General features: G+C 73.8%; 18 protein-coding genes. 10 read left to right on the forward strand and 8 right to left on the reverse strand.

Annotation, left to right across the window (positions count from 1 at the left end; genetic code table 11):
• The first annotated feature begins 23 nt into the window (after positions 1-23).
• From OG871_RS13445 to OG871_RS13460, 4 genes are all read left to right on the forward strand, one after another.
• A complete protein-coding gene (locus OG871_RS13445) occupies positions 24-1,922 on the forward strand; it encodes an ABC transporter ATP-binding protein (protein ID WP_371503296.1) in 1,899 nt (632 codons plus the stop codon).
• Positions 1,923-2,005: 83 nt separating this feature from the next.
• The gene (gene sigJ, locus OG871_RS13450; protein ID WP_371496987.1) at positions 2,006-2,887 is read left to right on the forward strand and encodes an RNA polymerase sigma factor SigJ; all 882 of its coding nucleotides are present in this window, start codon (positions 2,006-2,008) and stop codon (positions 2,885-2,887) included.
• Between the two features lie 95 nt (positions 2,888-2,982).
• Positions 2,983-4,053: an NAD(P)/FAD-dependent oxidoreductase gene (locus OG871_RS13455; RefSeq protein ID WP_371496988.1), complete on the forward strand. Its 1,071-nt coding sequence runs from the start codon at positions 2,983-2,985 to the stop codon at positions 4,051-4,053.
• A 68-nt stretch (positions 4,054-4,121) separates the two neighbouring features.
• Positions 4,122-4,700, forward strand: a complete 579-nt coding sequence (locus OG871_RS13460) for a hypothetical protein (RefSeq protein ID WP_371496989.1) — start codon at positions 4,122-4,124, stop codon at positions 4,698-4,700.
• 78 nt (positions 4,701-4,778) lie between these two features.
• On the opposite strand, the gene lepA is transcribed toward OG871_RS13460, so the two are convergent.
• Positions 4,779-6,647, reverse strand: a complete 1,869-nt coding sequence (lepA, locus tag OG871_RS13465) for a translation elongation factor 4 (protein WP_371496991.1) — start codon at positions 6,645-6,647, stop codon at positions 4,779-4,781.
• Positions 6,648-6,859: 212 nt separating this feature from the next.
• Here lepA and OG871_RS13470 point away from each other — a divergent pair, with 212 nt between their 5' ends.
• The 3 genes from OG871_RS13470 (at position 6,860) to OG871_RS13480 (ending at position 8,848) form a co-directional block, all read left to right on the forward strand.
• A complete protein-coding gene (locus tag OG871_RS13470; RefSeq protein WP_371496992.1) occupies positions 6,860-7,165 on the forward strand; it encodes an antibiotic biosynthesis monooxygenase in 306 nt (101 codons plus the stop codon).
• A 161-nt stretch (positions 7,166-7,326) separates the two neighbouring features.
• Positions 7,327-7,593: a 30S ribosomal protein S20 gene (gene rpsT / locus OG871_RS13475; protein ID WP_350640779.1), complete on the forward strand. Its 267-nt coding sequence runs from the start codon at positions 7,327-7,329 to the stop codon at positions 7,591-7,593.
• A gap of 448 nt (positions 7,594-8,041) precedes the next feature.
• Positions 8,042-8,848: a hypothetical protein gene (locus tag OG871_RS13480; RefSeq protein ID WP_371496993.1), complete on the forward strand. Its 807-nt coding sequence runs from the start codon at positions 8,042-8,044 to the stop codon at positions 8,846-8,848.
• Between the two features lie 51 nt (positions 8,849-8,899).
• On the opposite strand, the gene holA is transcribed toward OG871_RS13480, so the two are convergent.
• Positions 8,900-9,895, reverse strand: coding sequence for a DNA polymerase III subunit delta (holA, locus tag OG871_RS13485; RefSeq protein ID WP_371496994.1), 996 nt, complete (start codon positions 9,893-9,895; stop codon positions 8,900-8,902).
• A gap of 71 nt (positions 9,896-9,966) precedes the next feature.
• On the opposite strand from holA, the gene OG871_RS13490 reads away from it, so the two are divergent.
• The gene (locus OG871_RS13490) at positions 9,967-10,230 is read left to right on the forward strand and encodes a hypothetical protein (RefSeq protein WP_371496995.1); all 264 of its coding nucleotides are present in this window, start codon (positions 9,967-9,969) and stop codon (positions 10,228-10,230) included.
• 157 nt (positions 10,231-10,387) lie between these two features.
• Positions 10,388-11,257: a helix-turn-helix transcriptional regulator gene (locus OG871_RS13495; RefSeq protein ID WP_371496996.1), complete on the forward strand. Its 870-nt coding sequence runs from the start codon at positions 10,388-10,390 to the stop codon at positions 11,255-11,257.
• Between the two features lie 13 nt (positions 11,258-11,270).
• Here the strand turns inward: OG871_RS13495 and OG871_RS13500 are convergent, their stop codons facing one another.
• From OG871_RS13500 to OG871_RS13515, 4 genes are all read right to left on the reverse strand, one after another.
• Positions 11,271-13,682: a ComEC/Rec2 family competence protein gene (locus OG871_RS13500; protein ID WP_371496997.1), complete on the reverse strand. Its 2,412-nt coding sequence runs from the start codon at positions 13,680-13,682 to the stop codon at positions 11,271-11,273.
• A gap of 270 nt (positions 13,683-13,952) precedes the next feature.
• Complete coding sequence (locus OG871_RS13505) at positions 13,953-14,945, reverse strand: helix-hairpin-helix domain-containing protein (protein WP_371496998.1); 993 nt, start codon at positions 14,943-14,945, stop codon at positions 13,953-13,955.
• Between the two features lie 141 nt (positions 14,946-15,086).
• Positions 15,087-15,932, reverse strand: coding sequence for a DegV family protein (locus OG871_RS13510; protein WP_371496999.1), 846 nt, complete (start codon positions 15,930-15,932; stop codon positions 15,087-15,089).
• 192 nt (positions 15,933-16,124) lie between these two features.
• Positions 16,125-16,904, reverse strand: a complete 780-nt coding sequence (locus OG871_RS13515; protein ID WP_371497000.1) for a hypothetical protein — start codon at positions 16,902-16,904, stop codon at positions 16,125-16,127.
• A 296-nt stretch (positions 16,905-17,200) separates the two neighbouring features.
• Here OG871_RS13515 and OG871_RS13520 point away from each other — a divergent pair, with 296 nt between their 5' ends.
• On the forward strand, positions 17,201-18,163 hold the full coding sequence (locus OG871_RS13520; RefSeq protein WP_371497001.1) for a helix-turn-helix transcriptional regulator: 963 nt from the start codon (positions 17,201-17,203) through the stop codon (positions 18,161-18,163).
• Positions 18,164-18,331: 168 nt separating this feature from the next.
• On the opposite strand, the gene leuS is transcribed toward OG871_RS13520, so the two are convergent.
• Both leuS and OG871_RS13530 read right to left on the reverse strand, forming a co-directional pair.
• Entirely contained in the window at positions 18,332-21,211 is a 2,880-nt protein-coding gene (gene leuS, locus OG871_RS13525; RefSeq protein ID WP_371497002.1) for a leucine--tRNA ligase, read from the reverse strand.
• A gap of 233 nt (positions 21,212-21,444) precedes the next feature.
• Entirely contained in the window at positions 21,445-22,734 is a 1,290-nt protein-coding gene (locus tag OG871_RS13530; RefSeq protein ID WP_371497003.1) for a hypothetical protein, read from the reverse strand.
• Positions 22,735-22,810 lie beyond the last annotated feature (76 nt).

Genomic DNA, 22,810 nt, shown 5'->3' on the forward strand with positions numbered 1-22,810 from the left:
GCGGTCCCGGTCCGGCCCGGTTCATGGGCGCCCAGGGCGCCGAGAAGTCGATGGACTTCAAGGGCTCCGGCCGGCGGCTGCTCACCATGCTCCGGCCCCAGCGGGCCCTGCTCTACGGCGTGCTGGCGCTCGGCACGCTCAGCATCGGCTGCGCCGTGGTCGGCCCGAAGATCCTCGGCCGGGCCACCGACCTGATCGCCGCGGGTGTGGCCGGCGGGCAGACCCCGGCCGGGCCGACCCGCGACCAGGTGATCGAGGCCAGGCGGGCCGCGGGCGACACCAACGTCGCCGACGTGCTCTCCACCATCGACTTCACCCCCGGCCAGGCGATGGACTTCGACGCGATCGGCACCGTGCTGCTCTGGGTGCTGGCGATCTACGTCGCCTCGGCGGTGTTCGGCATCGTCCAGGGCCGGCTGGCCACCACCGCCATCCAGCGCACCGTCTTCCGGCTCCGCCAGGACGTCGAGACGAAGATCTCCCGGCTGCCGCTGAGCTACTTCGACAAGCAGTCCCGCGGCGAGGTGCTCAGCCGGGCCACCAACGACATCGACAACATCGGCCAGTCCATGCAGCAGACCATGGGCCAGGTGGTGAACTCGCTGCTGACCATCGTCGGCGTGCTGGCGATGATGTTCTGGATCTCCTGGCTGCTGGCCCTGATCGCGCTGATCTCGGTACCGCTCTCGGTGGTCGTGGCGACCCGGGTCGGCAAGCGGGCACAGCCGCAGTTCGTCGCCCAGTGGCGGACCACCGGCAAGCTGAACGCGCACATCGAGGAGATGTACACCGGCCACTCCCTGGTCAAGGTGTTCGGCCGGCAGAAGGAGGCCGCCGAGACCTTCCGCAAGGAGAACGAGGACCTCTACGAGTCCAGCTTCCGGGCCCAGTTCATCTCCGGGATCATCCAGCCCGCGATGATGCTGATCGGCAACCTGAACTACGTGCTGGTCGCGGTGGTCGGCGGACTGCGGGTGGCGAGCGGCGCGCTCACCGTCGGCGACGTGCAGGCCTTCATCCAGTACTCCCGGCAGTTCAGCCAGCCGCTCACCCAGGTCGCCTCGATGGCAAACCTGGTGCAGTCCGGGGTGGCCTCCGCCGAGCGGGTCTTCGAACTGCTGGACGCCCACGAGCAGAGCCCGGAGCCGGCCATGCCGCAGCGCCCCGCGGAGCTCAACGGCCGGGTCGCCTTCGAGGACGTCGCCTTCCGGTACGACGCGGACAAGCCCCTGATCGACGGCCTGTCCCTCAAGGTCGAGCCCGGCCACACGGTGGCCATCGTCGGCCCGACCGGCGCCGGCAAGACCACCATGGTCAACCTGCTGATGCGGTTCTACGAGGTCAGCGGCGGCCGGATCACCCTGGACGGGGTGGACATCGCCGCGATGTCCCGCGAGGAACTGCGCGCCGGAATCGGCATGGTGCTCCAGGACACCTGGCTGTTCGGCGGCTCCATCGCCGACAACATCGCGTACGGCGCCGACGGCGCCACCCGCGAGCAGGTCGTCGAGGCGGCGAAGGCGGCCCACGTGGACCGCTTCGTACGGACCCTCGCCGACGGCTACGACACCGTGATCGACGACGAGGGCGCGAACGTCAGCGCCGGCGAGAAGCAGCTGATCACGATCGCCCGGGCCTTCCTGGCCCAGCCCAGCATCCTGGTGCTGGACGAGGCCACCAGCTCGGTGGACACCCGCACCGAGGTCCTGATCCAGCGCGCGATGGCCCGGCTGCGCAGCGGCCGGACCAGCTTCGTGATCGCCCACCGGCTCTCCACCATCCGCGACGCCGACGTGATCCTGGTGATGGAGAACGGCTCGATCGTCGAGCAGGGCTCGCACGACGACCTGATCGCCGCTCAAGGCGCGTACCACCGGCTCTACCAGGCCCAGTTCGCCCAGGCGGTCGCCGAGGTCGACTGAGCGGGCCGATCGGCCGCGAGGGGGGAGACCGGCACCACCGGCCTCCCCCCTCGCGTTGCGGCCCGCGCTACCGTGGGCGGGTGATGGACGAAGCACCGGCCGCCCCGGACGCCTTCGAGTCGAACCGCCGCTACCTCGGCTCGGTCGCCTACCGGCTGCTCGGCTCCCTGACCGACGCCGAGGACGTGCTGCAGGAGGCCTGGCTGCGCTGGCGCGCCGTCGACCGGCAGCAGGTCGCCGAGCCCCGCGCGTACCTCACCACCGTGGTCACCCGGCTCTGCTACGACCAGCTGGGCTCCGCCCGGGCCCGCCGGGAGGCCTACTTCGGCGAGTGGCTGCCCGAGCCCGCGGTCGCCGAGGAGGACTCCCCCGCGCACCGCGCCGAACTGGGCGAGTCCGTGTCGCTGGCGATACTCGCCGTGATGGAGCAGCTCACCCCGGCCGAGCGGGCCGCCTTCGTGCTGCACGACGTCTTCGCGGTCGGCTTCGACGAGATCGCCGCCTCGCTCGACCGCACCCCCGACGCCGCCCGCCAGCTGGCCTCCCGGGCCCGCCGCCGGGTCCGCGACGGCGGCCGGCACAGCACGGTGGACCCGGCGGAGCACCGGCAGGTCGTGCACGCCTTCGCCGCCGCCACCACCAACGGCGATCTGGAGGGGCTGCTCGCCGTACTCGACCCCGAGGTGGTCTGGCACTCGGACGGCGGCGGCGTGGTCAGCGCCGGTGCCCGCCCGGTGTACGGCGCGGACAAGGTCGCCCGCCTGATCCTCGGCCTGACCGCCCGGGCCTTCGTGCCCGGCTCGACCGCCTCCTTCGCGTTCGCCCGGGTCAACGGCGAGCCGGGGATGGTCTTCTACGAGGCGCCGGGCCGGGTCGGCGGGGTGCTCGCGCTCTCCGTCCGGGAGGGCCGGATCACCGAGGCCCACATCGTGGTCAACCCGGAGAAGCTCACCCACGTGGTGTGACGCAGCTCACGTCCACGCCGATGTCACACCGCGGCGGGCTGCGTCGTCCCCTTCCCGAACGCGCGGCGGACCGCGCACCGACGGAGGAGGACGACATGGCCGGGCAGCAGCACATCGTGGTGATCGGCGCGGGCTACGCCGGGCTGAGCGCGGCGACCCGGGCGGGGCGCCGCCACCGGGTCACCCTGATCGCCCCCGAGTCCCGCTTCCTGCACCGGGTCCGCGAGCACGAGACGGCGGCCGGACGGCGGGAACACCGCCCCGCACTCGACCGGGTGATCCGAGGGCGCCGGGTGACCCACCTCCGGGCCCGGGTCACCGGACTGGACCTGACGGCCCGCAAGGTCCTGCTGGACACCGGCGAGGCCGTCCCCTACGACACCCTGGTGTACGCGCTGGGCAGCCGCACCGCCGGGCGGTCCGTCCCCGGGGTCGCCGAGCACGCGCTGACCGCCGAACGGGCGTCCGAGATCCGCCGCCGGCTCGCCGAGGCACCCGCGCCCGGCACCGTCGCCGTGGTCGGCGGTGGCGCCACCGGCATCGAGCTGGCCGCCGAACTGGCCGAGGCCCACCCGGCCTGGCAGGTCCGGATCGTCGCGGCCGGCCAGGTCGGCGGGTGGTTCTCCGCGAAGGGCCGGGGGCACGTCCTGCGGGTGTTCGACCGGCTCGGCGTCCGGCTGCACGAGCACACCGAGGTCACCGCCGTCACCGCGGACGGGCTGAGCACCACCGACGGCGCCGTACCGGCGGACGTGGTCGCCTGGGCCGCCTCGATGGAACCGCACCCGCTGGCGGCCGAGGCCGGGCTGACCGTCGACCCCGCCGGCCGGGCGGTGGTCGACGCCTACCTGCGCTCGGTCTCGCACCCCGAGGTGTACGTGATCGGCGACGCCGCGGCCGTCACCGTCCCCGGCACCGGGACCCTGCGGATGGGCTGCGCCACCGCCCAGCCGATGGGCCGCTACCTGGGCAGGCGGCTGGCCCGGGGGACCTCCGGGCCGTTCGCCTTCCGGTACGGCGTGCAGTGCCTGAGCCTCGGGCGCGGGGACGGGCTGGTCCAGCTGATCCACGGGGACGACTCGATGCGGCCGGGCGCCGTCACCGGGGCGCTCGCCCGGCTGACCAAGGCCGCGATCGTCAACGGCGTGGTGCTGGCGCTGCGCTGAGGCGCCCGCCGGTGTCCCGGGGCGGAAGGATCTTCCCCGGTCCGGCGGCGGCTGGCACAATCCAGCTGGTGTTGATCACCGAAGGGGTCTACGAGGCCCGCTACGGCTGGACCCGCCGCACCGTCGGCCTGATGCTCCTGTGTGCGCTGTTCGTCGTGGGGCTGCTGCTGCCAGACTCCTCGGGCGGCATCCTCACGCTGACGCTCCAGGTGCTCGGGCTGGCCCTGTTCGGCGGCGGCGGTCTGGTGATGGCGTACGGCTGCGCCAGCCGCCGGGTGGCGCTGCGCGTCGACGCCGACGGCATCCTGCTCGGCGGCAACCCGCTGCGCTACGCGGCCACCACCCTCCTGGTGCCGTGGAGCGAGGTGACCGGCGTCCGGCTCTGGCTCCAGCAGGTGCCGCTGAGCAGCATGCCGCACATCGGGGTGAACCGGGTGCCCGGCGCGTCCCGACTGCCGGGCACGCCGACCGGCGTCCACGGCCGGGCGGTGGTCGAGGGCCTGTCCGGGGTGTCCGCCGAGCTGGTGTCCGCCAGCCGGGCGGTGAACGGCTGGACGCTGGACACCGACGCGCTGCTGGCCACCGTCGGGCGGCACGCCCCCGGCGTCGTGATCACCATGGATCCCGGGTTCCCCTGCCGGCGCTGAACCCCCGGACGCGGCAAAGGCCGCCACCCCGGTCGTACGGGTGGCGGCCTCCGCCGTGCTACCGGGGCTCCGGAGCCGTTACTTCTTCTCCTTCGGGGCGTCCGCGTCGGTGGACAGCGCGGCGATGAAGGCCTCCTGCGGGACCTCCACGCGGCCGACCATCTTCATCCGCTTCTTGCCCTCCTTCTGCTTCTCCAGCAGCTTGCGCTTACGCGAGATGTCACCGCCGTAGCACTTGGCGAGGACGTCCTTGCGGATCGCGCGGACCGTCTCACGGGCGATCACCCGGGAGCCGATGGCCGCCTGGATCGGCACCTCGAACTGCTGGCGCGGGATCAGCTTCTGGAGCTTGCCGGCCATCATCACGCCGTAGTTGTAGGCCTTGTCCTTGTGCACGATCGCGGAGAAGGCGTCCACCGCGTCGCCGTGCAGCAGGATGTCGACCTTCACCAGGCTGGCGCTCTGCTCGCCGATCGGCTCGTAGTCGAAGGAGCCGTAGCCGCGGGTCTTGGACTTCAGCTGGTCGAAGAAGTCGAAGACGATCTCGGCCAGCGGCAGCGTGTAGCGCAGCTCGACCCGGTCCTCGGAGAGGTAGTCCATGCCCTGGAGGTTGCCGCGGCGGGTCTGGCAGAGCTCCATGATGGCGCCGACGAACTCGTTGGGCGCCAGGATGGTGCCGCGCACGACCGGCTCGTACACCTCGGCGATCTTGCCGGTCGGGAACTCGCTGGGGTTGGTGACGGTGTGCTCGGTGCCGTCCTCCATCACCACGCGGTAGATCACGTTGGGGGCGGTGGAGATCAGGTCGAGGTTGAACTCGCGCTCCAGCCGCTCCCGGATGATCTCCAGGTGCAGCAGGCCGAGGAAGCCACAGCGGTAGCCGAAGCCGAGCGCGACCGAGGTCTCCGGCTCGTAGACCAGCGCGGCGTCGTTGAGGCGCAGCTTGTCGAGGGCGTCGCGCAGCAGCGGGTAGTCGCTGCCGTCCAGCGGGTAGAGGCCGGAGAACACCATCGGACGCGGGTCCTTGTAGCCGCCCAGCGCCTCGGTCGCACCCTTGTGCATCGAGGTGATGGTGTCACCGACCTTGGACTGCCGGACGTCCTTCACACCGGTGATGATGTAGCCCACCTCGCCGACGCCGAGGCCGTCGGCGACCTTGGGCTCGGGCGAGATGACGCCGATCTCCAGCAGCTCGTGGGTCGCGCCGGTCGACATCATCGCGATCCGCTCACGCTTGGTGAGCTGGCCGTCGACCACCCGGACGTAGGTGACCACGCCGCGGTAGGAGTCGTAGACCGAGTCGAAGATCATCGCGCGGGCGGGGGCGTCCTTGACGCCCACCGGGGCGGGGATCTTCTCGACCACGTGGTCGAGCAGGTCCTCGACGCCGAGGCCGGTCTTGGCGCTGACCTTGAGCACGTCGGCGGGGTCGCAGCCGATGATGTGCGCGAGCTCGGCCGCGTACTTCTCGGGCTGGGCGGCCGGCAGGTCGATCTTGTTGAGCACCGGGATGATCGTGAGGTCGTTCTCCAGCGCCAGGTACAGGTTGGCGAGGGTCTGCGCCTCGATGCCCTGGGCCGCGTCGACCACCAGGACGGTGCCCTCGCAGGCGGCCAGGGAGCGGGACACCTCGTACGTGAAGTCCACGTGGCCGGGGGTGTCGATCATGTTCAGGATGTGCGTGGCGCCGGCCTTGTCGCCGGTCCGGGGGGCCCACGGAAGGCGGACCGCCTGCGACTTGATGGTGATACCGCGCTCACGCTCGATGTCCATCCGGTCGAGGTACTGGGCGCGCATCTGCCGGGGGTCGACCACACCGGTGATCTGCAGCATCCGGTCGGCGAGCGTGGACTTGCCGTGGTCGATGTGGGCGATGATGCAGAAGTTGCGGATCACCGCCGGGTCGGTCCGGCTGGGCTCTGGCACGTTGCTGGGGGTCGCGGGCACCTTGGTCCGATTCTCCGTTGGTCCGGGGGCCGGGGTCTGCGGGTCATCTCTGACCACGTTCCCGGCGACCGGACGGTCTCGTCCGATCGATATGGTTCCGCCCATCTTCCCACGAGCCCGGCCTTCGGTGCCGGTCAGCTCTCCCCGGCCGCTCTCCCCGCTCCCGCAGCCGCCCCTCCCGGGCGGCCCCGGATACGGCAGGATGGCCGCCCATGATCCTGGAGAGCGCGCTGCTGGACGTCCGGCCCGGGCAGGAGGAGGCCTTTGTGGCCGCCTTCGAGCAAGCCCGGCCGCTGATCTCGGTCCAGCCCGGATTCCGCTCGCTGGAGCTGCGGCGCTGCCTGGACGACGGCCGGCGGTCCCGCTTCCTGCTCCAGGTCGGCTGGGAGACGCTCCAGGACCACACCGAGGGCTTCCGGCGCTCCGCCGAGTACGTCCGGTGGCGGGAGCTGCTGCACCACTTCTACGAGCCGTTTCCCGAGGTCGAGCACTACGGCGAACCGGTGCTGCGCGGCTAGGGCGCGGGCCGGCTCGCGGCCGAGCCGGTTTGGGACGCGGCCGGGCCCCCTGCTAGCCTGGGTCGCTGCACCTGGCCTCGGCATGCCCTCTCGGCTGGTTCGAAGGCCGCCGGGTGCAACACCCGTTCCACATCGAAATTCACACAGACTGAGGCTCCTTCGTGGCGAACATCAAGTCCCAGATCAAGCGCAACAAGACCAACGAGAAGGCGCGCCTGCGCAACAAGGCCGTCAAGTCCTCGCTGAAGACCGCCGTGCGCAAGGCCCGCGAGGCCGCTGCCGCCGGTGAGGTCGAGAAGGCCACCGAGCTGGCGCGCGCCGCCTCCCGTGCCCTCGACAAGGCCGTGAGCAAGGGCGTCATCCACAAGAACCAGGCCGCCAACAAGAAGTCGGCGATCACCAAGCGCGTCAACAACGCCGCCGCCTGATTCTCGCCCCACGCACCACCACCGGGCCCGGCCCGGACCGGACGGCGTGACCAGCGGCCCTCTACCCGCTCCGCGCCGACCACCCCTCGACGGCCCCTCCGGCCCTCTATCCGGAAGCCCGAGGTGGACAGGACTCCGTACCGCACGCGGCCTGCGTTCGCCACGCGGGTGCGGTACACAGCAACATCACGACAGGCGTCGCAGCTGAGCCCCATTCCCCGGGCCGGTGCGGCGCCTGTCGGCGTGTGCGGGGTCGGTCGACATCGGCAGGACCGTCGCGTCGTGAGGTCGCCGCGGGGCCGTCGAGGGCCGCCGCAGGGCCGTACGGGGGATGCTCCGTCCACGGACCCACTCCCGGGTGATCGGTCCACGCTGGGCCGACCCGCGCACCGGTATGGTTCGGGGCGACCGCCGATCGCAGCGTAGGACAGGCCAGCTGGGGGCCCCGATGTCGACACCACCGCCGAACGTGCCCTCCTCGCCCTACGGCACCGCGCCAGGTCAGCAGCCCGGCCAGCAGATCGGGCGGCAGGGCGGCCCGCTGCCGGGCGGCCAGCCGACCGCATCCGGGTACGGGCCCGGCCAGGCCGGGCCGGCCGCGCGGAGCTCCGCCGGTGGCGGGCGCGGGCTGCTGTGGGGCGTCGGCGGTGCGGTGCTGGCATCGGTGGTCTGGACGGCCGCCGTGCTGGCCGTGCCCGATCTGGTCGCGCCCGGCAACGGCCGGCCCGCGAGCGTGGGCTCCTACCGGGTGGTCGACAACCTCTGCGAGACCGTCAAGCCGGCGAAGTTCGGCCAGCTGTACCCGGCGCAGTCCGGAACGCCGTACCACTACACCACCCGGCACGCCGCGCTGGACGACATGTACTGCAGCCAGTACCGCAAGAAGCTCAGCAACGACACCGACTACGTCTCGCTCTACCTGGACGTCCAGCTGCACCGGAAGATCGACCCGCAGACCGAGTTCGAGGCCCAGCGCTCGGGGCTGCAGCAGCGCAAGTACGAGATCAGCTCGGTGCCCAGCCTCGGCGACGACGCCTACGTCGGCTACCTCGACGACACCAGCGGCGCGGACAAGACCTGGCACTATCTCACCCAGGTGCTCTACGTCCGCCAGGGCGGGATGACCTACTACGCCAGCTGGTCCGGCTCGTACCAGGAGGGGAAGTCGGCGACCGTGCCCAACCGCGACGAGATCCGGCAGGCGCTGCTGATCGACAGCCGGGACGCGCTGAAGGCGCTCGGCGGCCGGATCTGAGCCACCGGCGCCCGGTAGCGGGGTCGGGAGCCTTCGGAAGGGGCGTCCCGCTCAGTACGGTCGGGCGCTCATCCGGGAGGCCCGCGCGACGGCGACCACGGCTCGCTCCAGCGCGTAGGCCGGGTCGTCGGAACCGCCCTTGACCGCGGCGTCCGCCTGCGCGATCGCGGTGAGGGCGGCCGCCACGCCGTCGCCCGTCCAGCCGCGCATCTGCTGGCGGACCCGGTCCACCTTCCACGGCGGCATGCCCAGTTCCCGGGCCAGATCGGCGGGGCGCATGTTGCGCCCGACGGTGGCCAGCCGGCCGATACTGCGGACGCCGGCCGCCAGCGCGTAGGTGATGCCGGTCGGGGGCTGGCCGACCGCGAGCGCCCAGCGCAGCCGCTCCAGGGCCTCCGCCGCGCGACCGGTGACGGCGAGGTCCGCCACCTCGAAGCCGGTGGCCTCGGCCCGGCCGCTGTAGTACCTGGCGACCGCCGTCTCGTCGATGGTGCCCTCGATGTCCGCGGTGAGCTGGCTGCAGGCCGCGGCCAGCTCGCGCAGGTCGCTGCCGAGCGAGTCCAGCAGCGCCTGACCGGCCTCCGGGGTGGCCGAGCGGCCGAGCTTGCGGAACTCGTTGCGGACGAAGGCCAGCCGCTCGCTCGCCTTGGTCAGCTTGGGGCACGCCACCTCACGGGCGCCGGCCTTCTTCGCCGCGTCCAGCAGGCCCTTGCCCTTGGCGCCGCCCGCGTGCACCAGCACCATGATCACTTCTTCGACCGGGAAGTCGAAGTGCGCCTTGACCTCCTTGACGGAGTCGGCGGAGAGATCCTGGGCCGCCCGGACCACGATCACCTTGCGCTCGGCGAAGAGGGACGGTGTGGTCAGCTCGGCCAGGCTGCCGGGCTGGAGCGCACCGGGCGCGAGATCGCGGACGTCGGTGTCCGGGTCGGCGGCCTTCGCGGCGGCCACCACCTCGGCGACCGCACGGTCCAGCAGCAGCTCCTCCTGACCGACCACGAGGGTCAGCGGGGCGAGCAGGTCGTCGGGTGCACTCTTCCTGGCCATCGCGTACCAGGATCGCACGAGCCGCCGACACCTCTGCGCGGAGCGCTCCCGCGGGGTTGGACAATGGTGCGATGACCGCGAACCACGCCCGCCAACTGCTCGTCCTGCCCGACCGCGACGCCGCCGAGGAGGCCGCCGGGAAGCTGACGGCGGAGTTCGCCGGGCTCGGCCGGCCGGAGCTCGTCCGGGACGCCCTGGCCGGGGAGGACGACGCCGAGGACGCCCAGTGGCTGGTGGTGCTGGAGGCCCCGGAGGACGGTGGCTGGTCGGCCGAGCAGCTGGCCCGGCTGGACGGACTCGCGGCCGAGTACGAGGGCTGGCGCGAGGAGGACTGACGGCCCCTCGGCCGGGCCGGGCCCGCCGAGCGCGAGCGGCAGGCCCGGCCACGCGCGGGCGCCGAAGCCGGCCACCCGCGGACGGCGGGCCCGGCCCGACCTGACAGGGATCGGCGATCCCTGACTGCCCGTCGGGATGTCGAGGCAGGATGGGGCCATGGAGATGGACCGCCGTGAACTCGCAGACTTCCTCCGCCGCTCCCGGGAACGCCTCCGTCCGCAGGACGTCGGGCTGCCGGACGGTCCCCGCCGCCGCACCCCGGGGCTGCGGCGCGAGGAGGTGGTGCAGCTCGCCGGAATGTCGGCGGACTACTACATCCGGCTGGAGCAGGCCCGCGGTCCGCAGCCGTCCGGACAGATGCTGGGCGCACTGGCCCGGGCCCTCCGGCTGACCGAGGACGAACGCGACCACCTCTTCCTGCTCGCCGGGCACCGCCCGCCGGCCGGACGGCCCTCCGGGGAGCACATCAAGCCCGGGCTGCTGTACCTGCTGGATCAGCTGAAGGAGACACCGGCCCAGATCGTCAGCGACCTCGGCGACCTCCTCGCGCAGAACGCCATCGCCACGGCGCTGTTCGGCGGGGTCTGCCCGCTGGATCCGGACAACCGCAACGTGGTGTGGCGCTGGTTCACCGACCCCGCCACCCGGGCCGCCTACCCCGTCGAGGAGCACGACCACTGGAGCCGGGTCCACGTCGCCGACCTGCGCGCGGCCGTCGCCCGCCGGGCCAACGACGCGCCCTCGGCCGCCCTGGTCAAGCGGTTGCGGGCGGCCAGCGCGGAGTTCTCCGCCGTCTGGGACCTGCACGAGGTGGCCGTCCGGCGCTCCGGACGGATGCGCGTGGTGCACCCGGTGATCGGCCCGGTCAACCTGGACTGCGAGACGCTGCTGACCCCGACCGAGGACCAGCGGCTGCTCATCTTCACCCCGCCGCCCGGCAGCTCGGACGGCGCCCATCTGGAGCTGCTGCGGGTGGTGGGCAACGAGCGCTTCGAGGCCGCGGACACACCGGCGCAGCGGGTCTGACGCGCCCGGGCCGTCACTCCCGTGGCGGGTGCGGGTGGGCCGCCGTCGCCAGGGTGCTGCCGGCCCCCAGGACGGCGATGTCGCCCGAGCGGTCCGTCCGCAGGACGGTCGCCCCCTGCGCCCGGAGCCGCTCGACGGTGTGCGCCGAGGGATGACCGTACGGATTGTCGGCGCCGCAGCTGATCAGGGCGAGCCGTGGGTGCAGGGCCGCGGCGAGGGCCCAGTCCTGGTGGGACGAGCCGTGGTGGGCGACCTTGAGCACCTGCACCCCGCCGGGTGGCGGGCCGCGCTCGAACAGGGCTGCCTGGGCCGGGGGCTCCAGATCCCCCAGCAGCGCGATGCGCAGTGCGTCCGTGGCCGGGCCGACCGTGACGAGGAGCGCGACACTGGCGTTGTTGGCCCCGGGGGTGGCGGGGCCCGGGGTGCCGTCCGGCCACAGCACCTCCCAGGACAAACCCGGCCCCGCCGTCCGGCGTTCACCGCGCTCGGCGCGCAGCAGCGGCACCCTGGCGCCGGCGGCCCAGCGGACCACCCGGCCCTGTTCCGCCGGCGGGTCGTCCAGCGTGGTGGTCTGCACGGCGCCGACCTGACGGCCGCGCAGCACCCCGGGCAGTCCCTCGACGTGGTCCGCGTGGAAGTGGCTGAGGATCAGAATGGGGATCCTGGTGATCCCGAGGTCACGCAGGCAGGAGTCGGCGGCCTTCGGGTCCGGGCCGGTGTCCACCACGACCGCGGTGTCGGTGGTGAGGGGGAGCACTGCCATGTCGCCCTGGCCGATGTCGCACAGGACCAGCCGCCAGCCGGGCGGTGGCCAGCCGGTGGCGAGCCTGGTGAGGGTGGGAGGGCGCAGCAGCGCGATCGGGACCAGCAGGGCGCAGGCCAGCGCGAGGATCCGACGCAGCCGCCGAACGCCCGGGTGCCGGGTGGTCCGGCCGGCCGGAAGGGAGGGGACGGCCCAGCAGAGCGCGAGGACCGTGGCAGCCAGCAGCGCCGCGCCCGACAGGCCGCCGGGCCAGGCGAGTTGGGCGCCCGGCAGGGTGGCACCGTACCGCGCGACCAGGACCAGCCAGCCGGCCGGAACGGCGGCCAGGTCGGCGAGCAGACGCGCGGCGCCGTGCGAGAGCGGGTCGGCGGTGAGCACCGCGAATCCGAGCAGGGTGGCCGGTGCCACGGCGGCCTCGGCCAACAGGTTGCACGGGATGGCGACCAGACTGACCCGAGGGGCGAGCAGGACGGTGACGGGTGCGCAGAACGCCTGGGCGGCCGCGGTGGCCGCCGCCGCGGTGGCCAGGTGCCGCGGCCAGCCTCGGGCCAGCAGGGCCGCCGTCCAGCGCGGTCCGAGAGTGAGCAGGCCTGCCGTGGCCAGGGCGGACAGCAGGAACCCGAACGAGCGGGCGAGGTAGGGATCCCAGAGGATCAGGACCAGCACGGCCCCGGAGAGCGCGGGCAGTGCCTGGCGCGGACGCCCGTGGGCGAGCGCGAGCAGGCCGATCAGGCCGGTGGCGGCTGCTCTCAGGACGCTCGGCTCGGGTCGGCAGACCGTGACGAAGGCGAGGGTCAGTCCCGTCCCGAGGAGGGCGGTGGTGCGCAGGGACAGCCCGAGCAGCCGGGCCAGTCCGCCCCGTTCGGAGGTGCCGGCCCGGCCCGGGTTGCCGAGCAGGACCGTCAGCACGATGGCGAGGTTGGCTCCGCTGACGGCCGTGAGGTGGCCGAGGTCGGTGGCGCGGAAGTCCTCCGACAGCTCTTCCGGCAGCCGTGAGGTGTCACCGACGACCAGTCCCGGAAGCAGGCCGCCGGGTTCCGGTGGAAGGTGCGCGCAGGCCGCACGGAGACCGCCGCGCAGATGGGCCGCCACTCGCTGCGGGAGGCTGGGCGGGGCGAGCGGCCGCGGTGGGCCGTGGACGAGCAGGAGTGCGGCCGTGTCGTGCCGGCCGGGGCCGGCGGGCATCACCCGGACGTCCGCGCCGACCCGGGTGGACGGGATCAGCCGCTGCCAGGCGGCCGCGTCCTCGGCGCGGACCATCAGGGTGACCGGAGTCCGGGTGGCGACCGCCGGGTGGCCGGGCCCCTCGCGCCGGACCTGGTCGACCAGCGCGGCCACCGTGAGGATCGGACGGGCGGCCGCGGTGCCGCGCGCCCGGGGGCTGCGGGATCTGGGGTCGCCCGACACCGTCAGTTCCACGGTCACGTCCGTACCGGCCGCGGGCGTGGGTGGCGGAGGGGCGGGCGCGGCGGAGTCGGGGACGGGCTCGGGGACGGGCCCGGGGGCAGCGGTCGGGTTGGCGAGGGCCGCGAGCGGGCCGCGGTGGAGATCCGCGGTGTGCAGGACGGTGGTCGTGGCCGCGGCGGCCCCGGTGAGCAGGGCTGCCGCGATCACCAGGTGCGCCGACCGTCGACGGCGGCCCGTGACAGCGAACAGGACCACGGCGGCGGCCCCGGCCAGCCCTGCGGCGAGCAGGACCAGCGGGTGGTTCTCGGGATCGCTGTCGAGGACGGACGCGGTGACCGCCCAGGCGGAGACGGCCGGGAGGAGCAGCCGGAGGTCGGCCCGTCCCGGGATGCCGGACGGGGCGTCGGGGTGGTGGTACGGGATGGTGGCACCTCCCTGTGGGCCGAGCGGTGGCGGCCGAACGAACGGTGGCGGGTGAGCCGCGGGCGGGAGGGACAGCGAGGGGGAGGCAGGGGCGGCGCCGGGTCAGAGCGACAACAGCGCCTTCAGCTCCTCGTACTTGCGGGCCCCGATCCCGCTGACCTGGCGGAGTTGGTCGAGGGAGCGGAACGAGCCGTGCTCCTGACGGAACTGGATGATGCGCTGGGCCAGTGTCGGCCCGACCCCGGGCAGGGTGTCGAGTTGCTCGACGGTGGCGCGGTTGAGGCTCAGCGGCCCGGCGCGCGCGGCCGACCCCGGAGCGGCGGGCTGGACACCGGTGACGCCGACCAGGATCTGCTCGCCGTCCGTCAGCACCCGGGCGAGGTTGAGGGTCTGGGTGTCGGTGCCCGGCAGCGGGCCACCGGCCGCACTCAGTGCGTCCGCGACCCGGGCACCGCCGGGCAGCGTGAGCAGACCGGGGTGCAGCACCCGGCCGGCCACGTCGACGACGACGGCGGGGCCGGAAGGGGCCCCGGGTCCGTCACCGCCGGACGGCCCGCCGCCGCCGGAGGGCCCGGAGGTGTTGGACGGGTCCATGGCCGGCGCCGTGGCCGGCGGACCTGCCCCGGCCGGTCGCTCCGGTGATCCGACGACCGTCGTGGCGGGGACAGGGACCGGCTGCGGTCGGCCCAGCCAGAAATGCTGGACGGCGTATCCGACGGCGAGCAGCAGCAGAACGCCCAGCCCCAGCACCGCCCGCCGGTCGAGCAGCAGCCCCGGCGGCAGGGCCGGCAGCGAGCGGCGCCGCCGGCCGGGCACCGGCGGCCCTGGCGGTACCGGAGGTGCGGCAGGTGACGGCGGGGGCGGCAGCTCGGGCGAAGGCAGGTCGGGCTCGGCCGGCTCCGGGGCGGGATCGGGCGGCGTCGCCCGCCGCGGTGGGCCGGGGTCACTCGGAGCGGCAGCCGATCTCGACGGGCTGCTGCCGTCAACCGACGATGCGGGCGAGGCGGACGAGAAGGTGAACAGGTTGGCCATCCGGCCGCGTACGGCTTCGGCGGTGTCCTGGCGACGGGCTGTACCCGGCAGCATCGTTCTCATGCCGAGGACGGTAGGCCCGGCCTCCCCGGTCGCGCGGAAGTCCCCGATTCCCTGTGGAAAAACCCCGGTTGTGGATAACTCAGGTAGCTCGAACGAGTGAGTTTGCGCAGTCCAAGGGGCCGGCCGGGCCCGCCCAGGCCGTCAGCGCGGCGCGACCACCACAGCCAGCAGCCCGGGCCCGACGTGGGCCCCGATCACCGCGCCGACCTCTCCCACGTACAACTCGCGCAGCCCGGGCACCCGCTCCCGCAACCGCTCCGCGAGGGGCTCCGCCCGGTCCTCGGCGGCGAGGTGGTGGACGGCGATGTCGACCTCCCGCTCCCCCGCCTCCAGGACCGCGATCTCCTCCAGCCTGGCGATCGCCCGGGAGGCCGTCCGGACCTTCTCCAGCGGCTCGATCCGCCCGCCGGCGAGGTGCAGCAGCGGCTTCACGGCCAGCGCCGAGCCGACCAGCGCGCGGGCCGCGCCGATCCGGCCGCCCCGGCGCAGGTACTCCAGGGTGTCGACGTAGAAGAAACCGCGGGTCTGCTCGGCCCGCCGCCCGGCCTCGGCCGCGGCGTCCTCGATCCCCCGCCCCGCTGCGGCCGCCTCGGCCGCCGCCAGGACGCAGTGGCCCAGGGCCATGCCGACCAGTCGGCTGTCCACCACCCGCACGGGGATGCCGACCTCGGCCGCGGCCAGCCGGGCGGCCTCGACGGTGCCGGACAGCTCCGCCGAGATGTGCACGGAGACGATCCCGCTCGCGCCCGCCTCGGCCGCCGCCCGGTAGGCGGCGGCGAAGGTCTCGGGGCTCGGCCGCGAGGTGGTCACCCGCTGCTTGGCGCGCAGGGCCTCGGCCACGTCCTTGGGGGAGATCTCCACACCCTCGGCGAGCACCTCGTCGCCCACGACGACGCTGAGCGGTACGACCTCGATCCGATGGCGGTCCACCACGTCCTGCGGCAGATAGGCGGTGGAATCGGTGACAAGAGCGAGGTGGCCGGGCATGTGCCGGAGGTTACTCCGCGTTCGGCCGGGAGGACAGCGGCCGACTCGCGGGCCGCCGGCCGGCCGCGACGCTGGCCATCCCCACGGGCCGGACCGACGGCCAGCCGGACCGACCGACAGACCGACGGACCGACAGCCGGACAACCGGACGGACCGACAGGCAGGCGGGCCGGCGGGCCGGCGACGTGGCGCCTACGACCCGCCCGTGCTCGGCTTGCGCAGCCGGTCGGCCAGCCGGGCGAGCGGATCGGCGAGCCCGAGGACCTCCTCGGCGCTCGGCCGACGCCCGGTGCCGAGCCCCTTCCGCTCATCCGCCGCCGCACCCGCATCCGCCGCACCGCCACCACCCGCCCGCACACCTGACACACGGTCACCCTCGGGGCCCGTCCCCGCTCCCGGGGTCGCAGCCCCGGTCCCGGCCGTGTCCCAGTGCCGCAGCGCCCCCGCCTCGTTGGTGCACTCCTGCGTCAGTCGGCTCAGCTCGTCGTCGGCGAACCGCCGCATCCGGTCCTGGGCCGCCCAGCGCAGCGACTCCGCGGAGTGCGTGATCCGCTCGGCCCGCTCGCGGAGTTCGGCGAGCTTGGCCGTGACCCGGGCGCCGTCCGGCTCCCGCTCCAGCATCCGCAGCTCGCCGTCGAGTTCGGCGGCGTGCGCGTCGAGCCGGGTCAGCAACTGCATGGCCTCGCCGAGCTGGCCGTCCTGCGGCAGCCCGCTCTCCAGCACCTGCCGGGTGCTGTCGAGCGCGGTGCGCAGCGCCAGCCGGACGGCCGCCAGCTGTCCCTGCGGCCCCGGCTTGGTGAAGGTCTTCGCCTTGAGGGTGACGTTCTCGACCGTGCGGCGGGCCTGGGCCTCGTGCCGCTCGACCTTGGCCGCGACGGCCTTGGCCGCCTTCACGGTGCCGACCACCGCCATCGTCAGCAGCGCCGCCCCGAGGAGCAGTACCAGCACGACCACCACACCGAGCGCGTCCATGGAGAGCCCACCTTCTTCCACCGCTGCCACCGGGCCCGGCTGCCCGGGTGCGGCCTGCTGCGACTGCCGATGTCTCCACCGTAGCTGCCGGGCCACCGCGGGTGGACCCGTCGATCCCGCCCGGGGCCAGAGATCAGGGGAGGCTCAGGGCTCCCGCGGGCCCGGCTCAGGGTGCCCTCAGGGCCGTCCCGGCACCTGGGGCCGCACCTCGGGCCCGTACCCGGGGCCGTACCTCGGCCCCGCCCACCGGCCCGCCCCGGGCCGCCGCCGTCCCGATCGGTGCCACACTGGCCGCCATGCTGGAGACCTCGGCCCGCCTGCTGCGCCTGCTCTCACTCCTCCAGGTCCGCCGCGACTGGCCCGGCGCCGACCTGGCGGACCGCCTCGGCGTCGACGTCCGCACGGTCCGCCGGGACGTCGACAAGCTGCGCGGCCTCGGTTACCCGGTGGACTCCGCACCGGGCGTGGCCGGCGGCTACCGGCTGGGCGCGGGTGCGGAGATGCCGCCGCTGCTGCTGGACGACGAGGAAGCCGTCGCGGTGGCGGTCGGCCTGCGGACGGCCGCCGGCGGCACGGTGTCCGGGATCGAGGAGTCCTCGGTCCGGGCGCTGGCCAAGCTGCTGCAGGTGATGCCGTCCCGGCTGCGGCACCGGGTGGACGCGCTGGCGTCCGCGACGGTCACGATGGCCTCGAACGGCCCGGTCGTGGACGCCACCGTGCTGAGCGCGATCGCCGCCGCCTGCCGGGCGCACGAGCGGCTGCGCTTCGACTACCGCGCGCACGACGGCAGCGAGAGCCGGCGTGACGCCGAGCCCCACCGGCTGGTGCACACCGGCGTGCGCTGGTATCTGGTCGCCTGGGACACCGGCCGGGCGGACTGGCGGAACTTCCGGGTGGACCGGATGTCGGTGAGGCCGCCGGCGGGGCCGCGGTTCGCCCCCCGACAGCCGCCCGAGGAGGACATCCGGGACTTCGTCTCCTGGGAGGTGGCACTCGGCCAGTACCGCTACCGGGCCCGGTTCACCGTCCGGGCGCCCGCGCAGGTCGTCGCCCAGCACATCACACCCACCTCGGGCCTGGTCGAGCCGCTGGACGAGCACAGCTGCACCCTGCGGGCCGGCTCCCATTCGCTCAACGGCCTGGCCGTGTACGTCAGCCTGCTGGGCTTCGACTTCACCGTCCACGAGCCGCCGGAGCTGGTCGAGCACGTCCGGCTGATGGCCGGCCGGCTGCGGGCCGCCGCACCCGCACCGGACTGAGACCGCCACCGCCACCGCCTCCGACGCCCGCCGCCCGCCGGCCGCCGCTCGAACACAACCGCCCGACGCCCGAACACAACCGGCACCGCCCAGGCACCACCGACGCCGGCACGAACGCGCGCCGGCCGCCTCCCGAGGGGAGACGGCCGGCGCCTTCGTGTGGGGCGGTCAGCCGGTGACGACGTTCACCAGCTTCGGCGCCCGCGCGATGACCTTGCGGACCGGCGCGTCGCCGATCGCGGCGACCACGGCCGGGTCGGCCAGGGCCAGCGCCTCCAGCTCGGCGTCGGAGATCGACGGCGCGACCTCCAGGCGGGCCTTGACCTTGCCCTTGATCTGCACCACGCAGGTGACCGTCTCGTCGACCACGTAGGCGGGGTCGGCGACCGGGTAGTCGGCGAAGGCCAGCGACTCGTCGTGGCCCAGCCGGCGCCACAGCTCCTCGGCGATGTGCGGGGCCAGCGGGGCGACCAGCAGCACGATCTGCTCGGCCACCGGACGCGGCGTGGAGCCCCGCTTGACCAGGAAGTTGTTCAGCTCGATGGCCTTGGCGACGGCCGTGTTGAAGCGCAGGCCCGCCATGTCGCCGCGGATGCCGTCGATGGTCTTGTGCAGGGCGCGCAGGGTGGCCTCGTCCGGCTCCTCGTCCGTCACCACCAGCTCGCCGGTGGTCTCGGAGACGACGTTGCGCCACAGGCGCTGCAGGAAGCGGTACGAGCCGACCACGGCGCGGGTGTCCCACGGACGCGAGACGTCCAGCGGGCCCATCGACATCTCGTACAGGCGCAGGGTGTCCGCGCCGTACTCGTCGGCGATCTCGTCGGGGGCGACGGCGTTCTTCAGGGACTTGCCCATCTTGCCGGCCTCGCGCTTGACCGGCTCGCCCTGCCAGACGTACTGGCCGTCGTGCTCCTCGACCTCGGCGGCGGGCACCGGGAAGCCCCGCTCGTCGCGGTAGACGTCGGCGGTGATCATGCCCTGGTTGAACAGCTTGTGGAACGGCTCGACCGAGGACACGTGGCCCAGGTCGTGCAGCACCTTGTGCCAGAAGCGGGCGTACAGCAGGTGCAGCACCGCGTGCTCGGCGCCGCCGACGTACAGGTCGACGCCGCCGGCCGGCTTCTCGGCCGTCGGGCCCATCCAGTAGGCCTCGTTGGCCGGGTCGACGACCTTGTCGCGGTCGGCCGGGTCGATGTAGCGCAGCTCGTACCAGCAGGAGCCGGCCCAGTTGGGCATGGTGTTGGTCTCGCGGCGGTAGGTCCTGACCCCGTCGCCCAGGTCCAGCTCGACGTTGACCCAGTCCTCGTTGCGCGACAGCGGGGTCTTCGGCGAGGAGGTGGCGTCGTACGGGTCGTAGGTGTGCGGCGAGTAGTCCTCCACCACGGGCACCTCGACCGGCAGCATCGACTCGGGCAGCGCGTGCATGACGCCGTCCTCGTCGTAGACGATCGGGAAGGGCTCGCCCCAGTACCGCTGGCGGCTGAACAGCCAGTCGCGCAGGCGGAAGTTGACCGTGCCCTCGCCGATGCCGCGACCGGCCAGCCAGGCGGTGACCCGGGCCTTGGCGTCGACCACGCTCAGGCCGTCCAGGGACAGGTCGTCGTGGACGGAGTTGACGATGACCGAGTCGTAGGTGTCGAAGGCGTCGTCCCACTCGGCGGGGTCCTGGCCGCGGCCGTCGGTCGGCTCGACCACGCAGCGCATCGGCAGCGAGAAGGCGCGGGCGAAGGCGAAGTCGCGGTGGTCGTGGGCCGGCACGGCCATGATCGCGCCGGTGCCGTAGCCCATCAGCACGTAGTCGGCGATGAAGACCGGGACCTGCTCGCCGCTGACCGGGTTCACGGCGTACGTGCCGGTGAAGACGCCGGTCTTGACCTTCGCCTCGACCTGCCGCTCGACGTCCGACTTGGCGGCGGCGGTGGCCCGGTACGCGGCGACGGCCTCGGCGGGGGTGGCGGCGGCGCCGGTCCACTCGGCCGGGACGCCGGCGGGCCACTCGGCGGGCACGATCGAGTCGACCAGCTCGTGCTCGGGGGCCAGCACCATGTAGGTGGCGCCGAACAGGGTGTCAGGGCGGGTGGTGAAGACCGTGATCGCGCGCTCGCCGACCGCGAAGTCGACCCGGGCGCCCTCGGAGCGGCCGATCCAGTTGCGCTGCTGCAGCTTGATCGCCTCAGGCCAGTCCAGCTGGTCCAGGTCGTTGATCAGGCGGTCGGAGTACGCGGTGATCCGCATCATCCACTGGCGCAGCTTCGACTTGAAGACCGGGAAGTTGCCGCGCTCGGAGCGGCCGTCCGCGGTGACCTCCTCGTTGGCCAGCACGGTGCCCAGGCCGGGGCACCAGTTGACCGGCACCTCCTTGGAGTACGCCAGCCGGTACTCGCCCAGCACCTCGTCCCGCTCGACGGCGGACAGCTCCGACCAGGCCCGGCCGTCCGGCGTCGGGCGCGAGCCGGCCGCGAACTCGGCGATCAGCTCGGCGACCGGACGGGCCTTGCCGGCCGCCTCGTCGTACCAGGAGTTGAAGATCTGCAGGAAGATCCACTGCGTCCAGCGGTAGTACTCCGGGTCGATCGTGGCGATCGAGCGCCGCGAGTCGTGGCCCAGGCCCAGCCGGCGCAGCTGGCGGCGCATGTTGGTGATGGCCGCCTCGGTGGTGATCCGGGGGTGCTCTCCGGTGGCGACGGCGTGCTGCTCGGCCGGCAGGCCGAAGGCGTCGTAGCCCAGCGTGTGCAGCACGTTGTGGCCGGTCATCCGCTGGTAGCGGGCGTAGACGTCGGTGGCGATGTAGCCCAGCGGGTGGCCGACGTGCAGGCCGGCGCCGGAGGGGTACGGGAACATGTCCATGATGAAGCTGTGCGGCTTGGCGGAGACGTCGCCGGCCGAGGCGTCGGCCAGCGGGCCGACCGGGTTGGGGGCGTCGAACGTCCCCGACTTCTCCCACAGGTCCTGCCAGCGGGACTCGATCTCGGCGGCCAGCGCGGCGCCGTAGCGGAAAGGCTCGGTGGCGGCGTCGGCCGCGCCGGAAGCAGGGGTCGTCTCGCTCATGGTCCTTCGGGCTCCATCGTCATCGGTTAGCGAACCGGGCAGCGTCCCCGGGCAGGCCATCAGGCCTCAAACGGTCCGGAAAGCAAAAAGGCCCCTCGCAGGAGGGGTCGCCACGCCGACTCCGGCCCCCGCCCGGGGACGTCGGCCGGTCCTGGTCAGCGCGGCCGGCTAAGGAGCAGGCGCACGGTTCGCATGGGGTCAGGGTACCGCAAGGGCGGCCGGCCCCCGGGCGGCTATCCGGCGCGGACCGCGGCGTCGAACTCCCGCAGCGCACGGGCCACCCGCCCCGACTGCATGCCGGCTGCCAGCAGCCGGGCCTCCTCGGCGATCCGGTCCGCCTCCTCCTGCTCGCCGGTGCGCCGGTAGGAGTCGGCCAGCCGCACCATCAGCAGCGCCCTGGCTCTGGCCCGCTCGGGCGAGAGCGCCCCGACGGCCGAGGTGAGCAGCGCGCGGGCCCGCTCGTGCTCGCCGAGGAAGAGGTGGCCCTCCCCCACCATGCCCTCCAGATCGGCCCGCTCCTGGACGTGGTCCAGCTCGCCGGCCAGCGCCTGGAAGGCCCGTTCGGCGACCGCCTCGGCGCTGATCTGCTCGCCCTTCCTGCCGTGCGCCCGGGCGATCCGGCCGAGCTGCAGGGCCCGCTCACGGGGCGTCAGCACCTCGTCTGCGGCGCGCAGCGCGGTGGAGAGCATGGCGACGGCGTCCAGCCCGCGTCCGCCGGAGTTGTAGGTGGCCTGGACGGCGAGGCAGCCGACCACGCTGACCCCGAGCCGCGGGTCCCCGCAGACGTGCGCGGCGCGCAGCGCGGCGACGAAGGCCCGCTGGGCGGCGGCGTCGTTGCCCATGTCGTAGCTGGCCCAGCCGACCAGCCGGGCCAGCCGCCCGGCCGCGCCGTACAGCTCGCGCCCGAGCGGTTCGTCGTACCGGCCGAGTTCCAGCAGCTTGCCGACCATGGCGAGCTCGGCCCGGGCCGGGCCGAGGATCAGGCCGCCGCCGTAGGCCCGCTCCAGCCGCTGCTTGCTCTCGTACGAGAGCCGCAGGTCGGCGAGCTGCTCGGAGGCGATCCGCAGGGCGCCCTCGCCGCCGGTGACCTCGGGCGGCGGGGAGGCCCAGTGCCGGGCGGCCTGCTCCAGCTCGTCGCCGCGGAACAGGTCGGTGAGCCGGACGGGCGCCGCGTCGGCGCCCGCCTCGCGCAGCGCGGTCTGGGCGGTGTCGGCCGTCCACGGGTCGGTGAGCAGCCGGGGGGAGAGCACCTTGGCGCCGCGGCTGCCGCCCATCTGGCCCCAGAGCTGCTCGTAGGTGACGGCGATGCCGACGGTGCGGCTGAGCACCTCGCAGACCGTCTGGTCGTGCGGGGAGCGCGGCACCATGCCCCGGTCGCGCCACTTGTACGGCGCGGTGGAGCTGATCGCGAGCCCGGGCGGGAGCATCGCGCTCACCTCGCGGGCGAGCCGCTCGGGGCTCCAGCCGAGCTGGTGGAGTATCCGTGCCAGCTCTTCGTTCCGTTTGCGTGCCAGGTCGGCCATGGCACGACCGTAGCCGTCGCACCGCTCGCGCCGGTAGGGCCCCGGTGGTTCGCGGGCGCCGGGCCGAGTACCGCCG

Source organism: Kitasatospora sp. NBC_00374, from assembly GCF_041434935.1.
Classification (GTDB): domain Bacteria; phylum Actinomycetota; class Actinomycetes; order Streptomycetales; family Streptomycetaceae; genus Kitasatospora.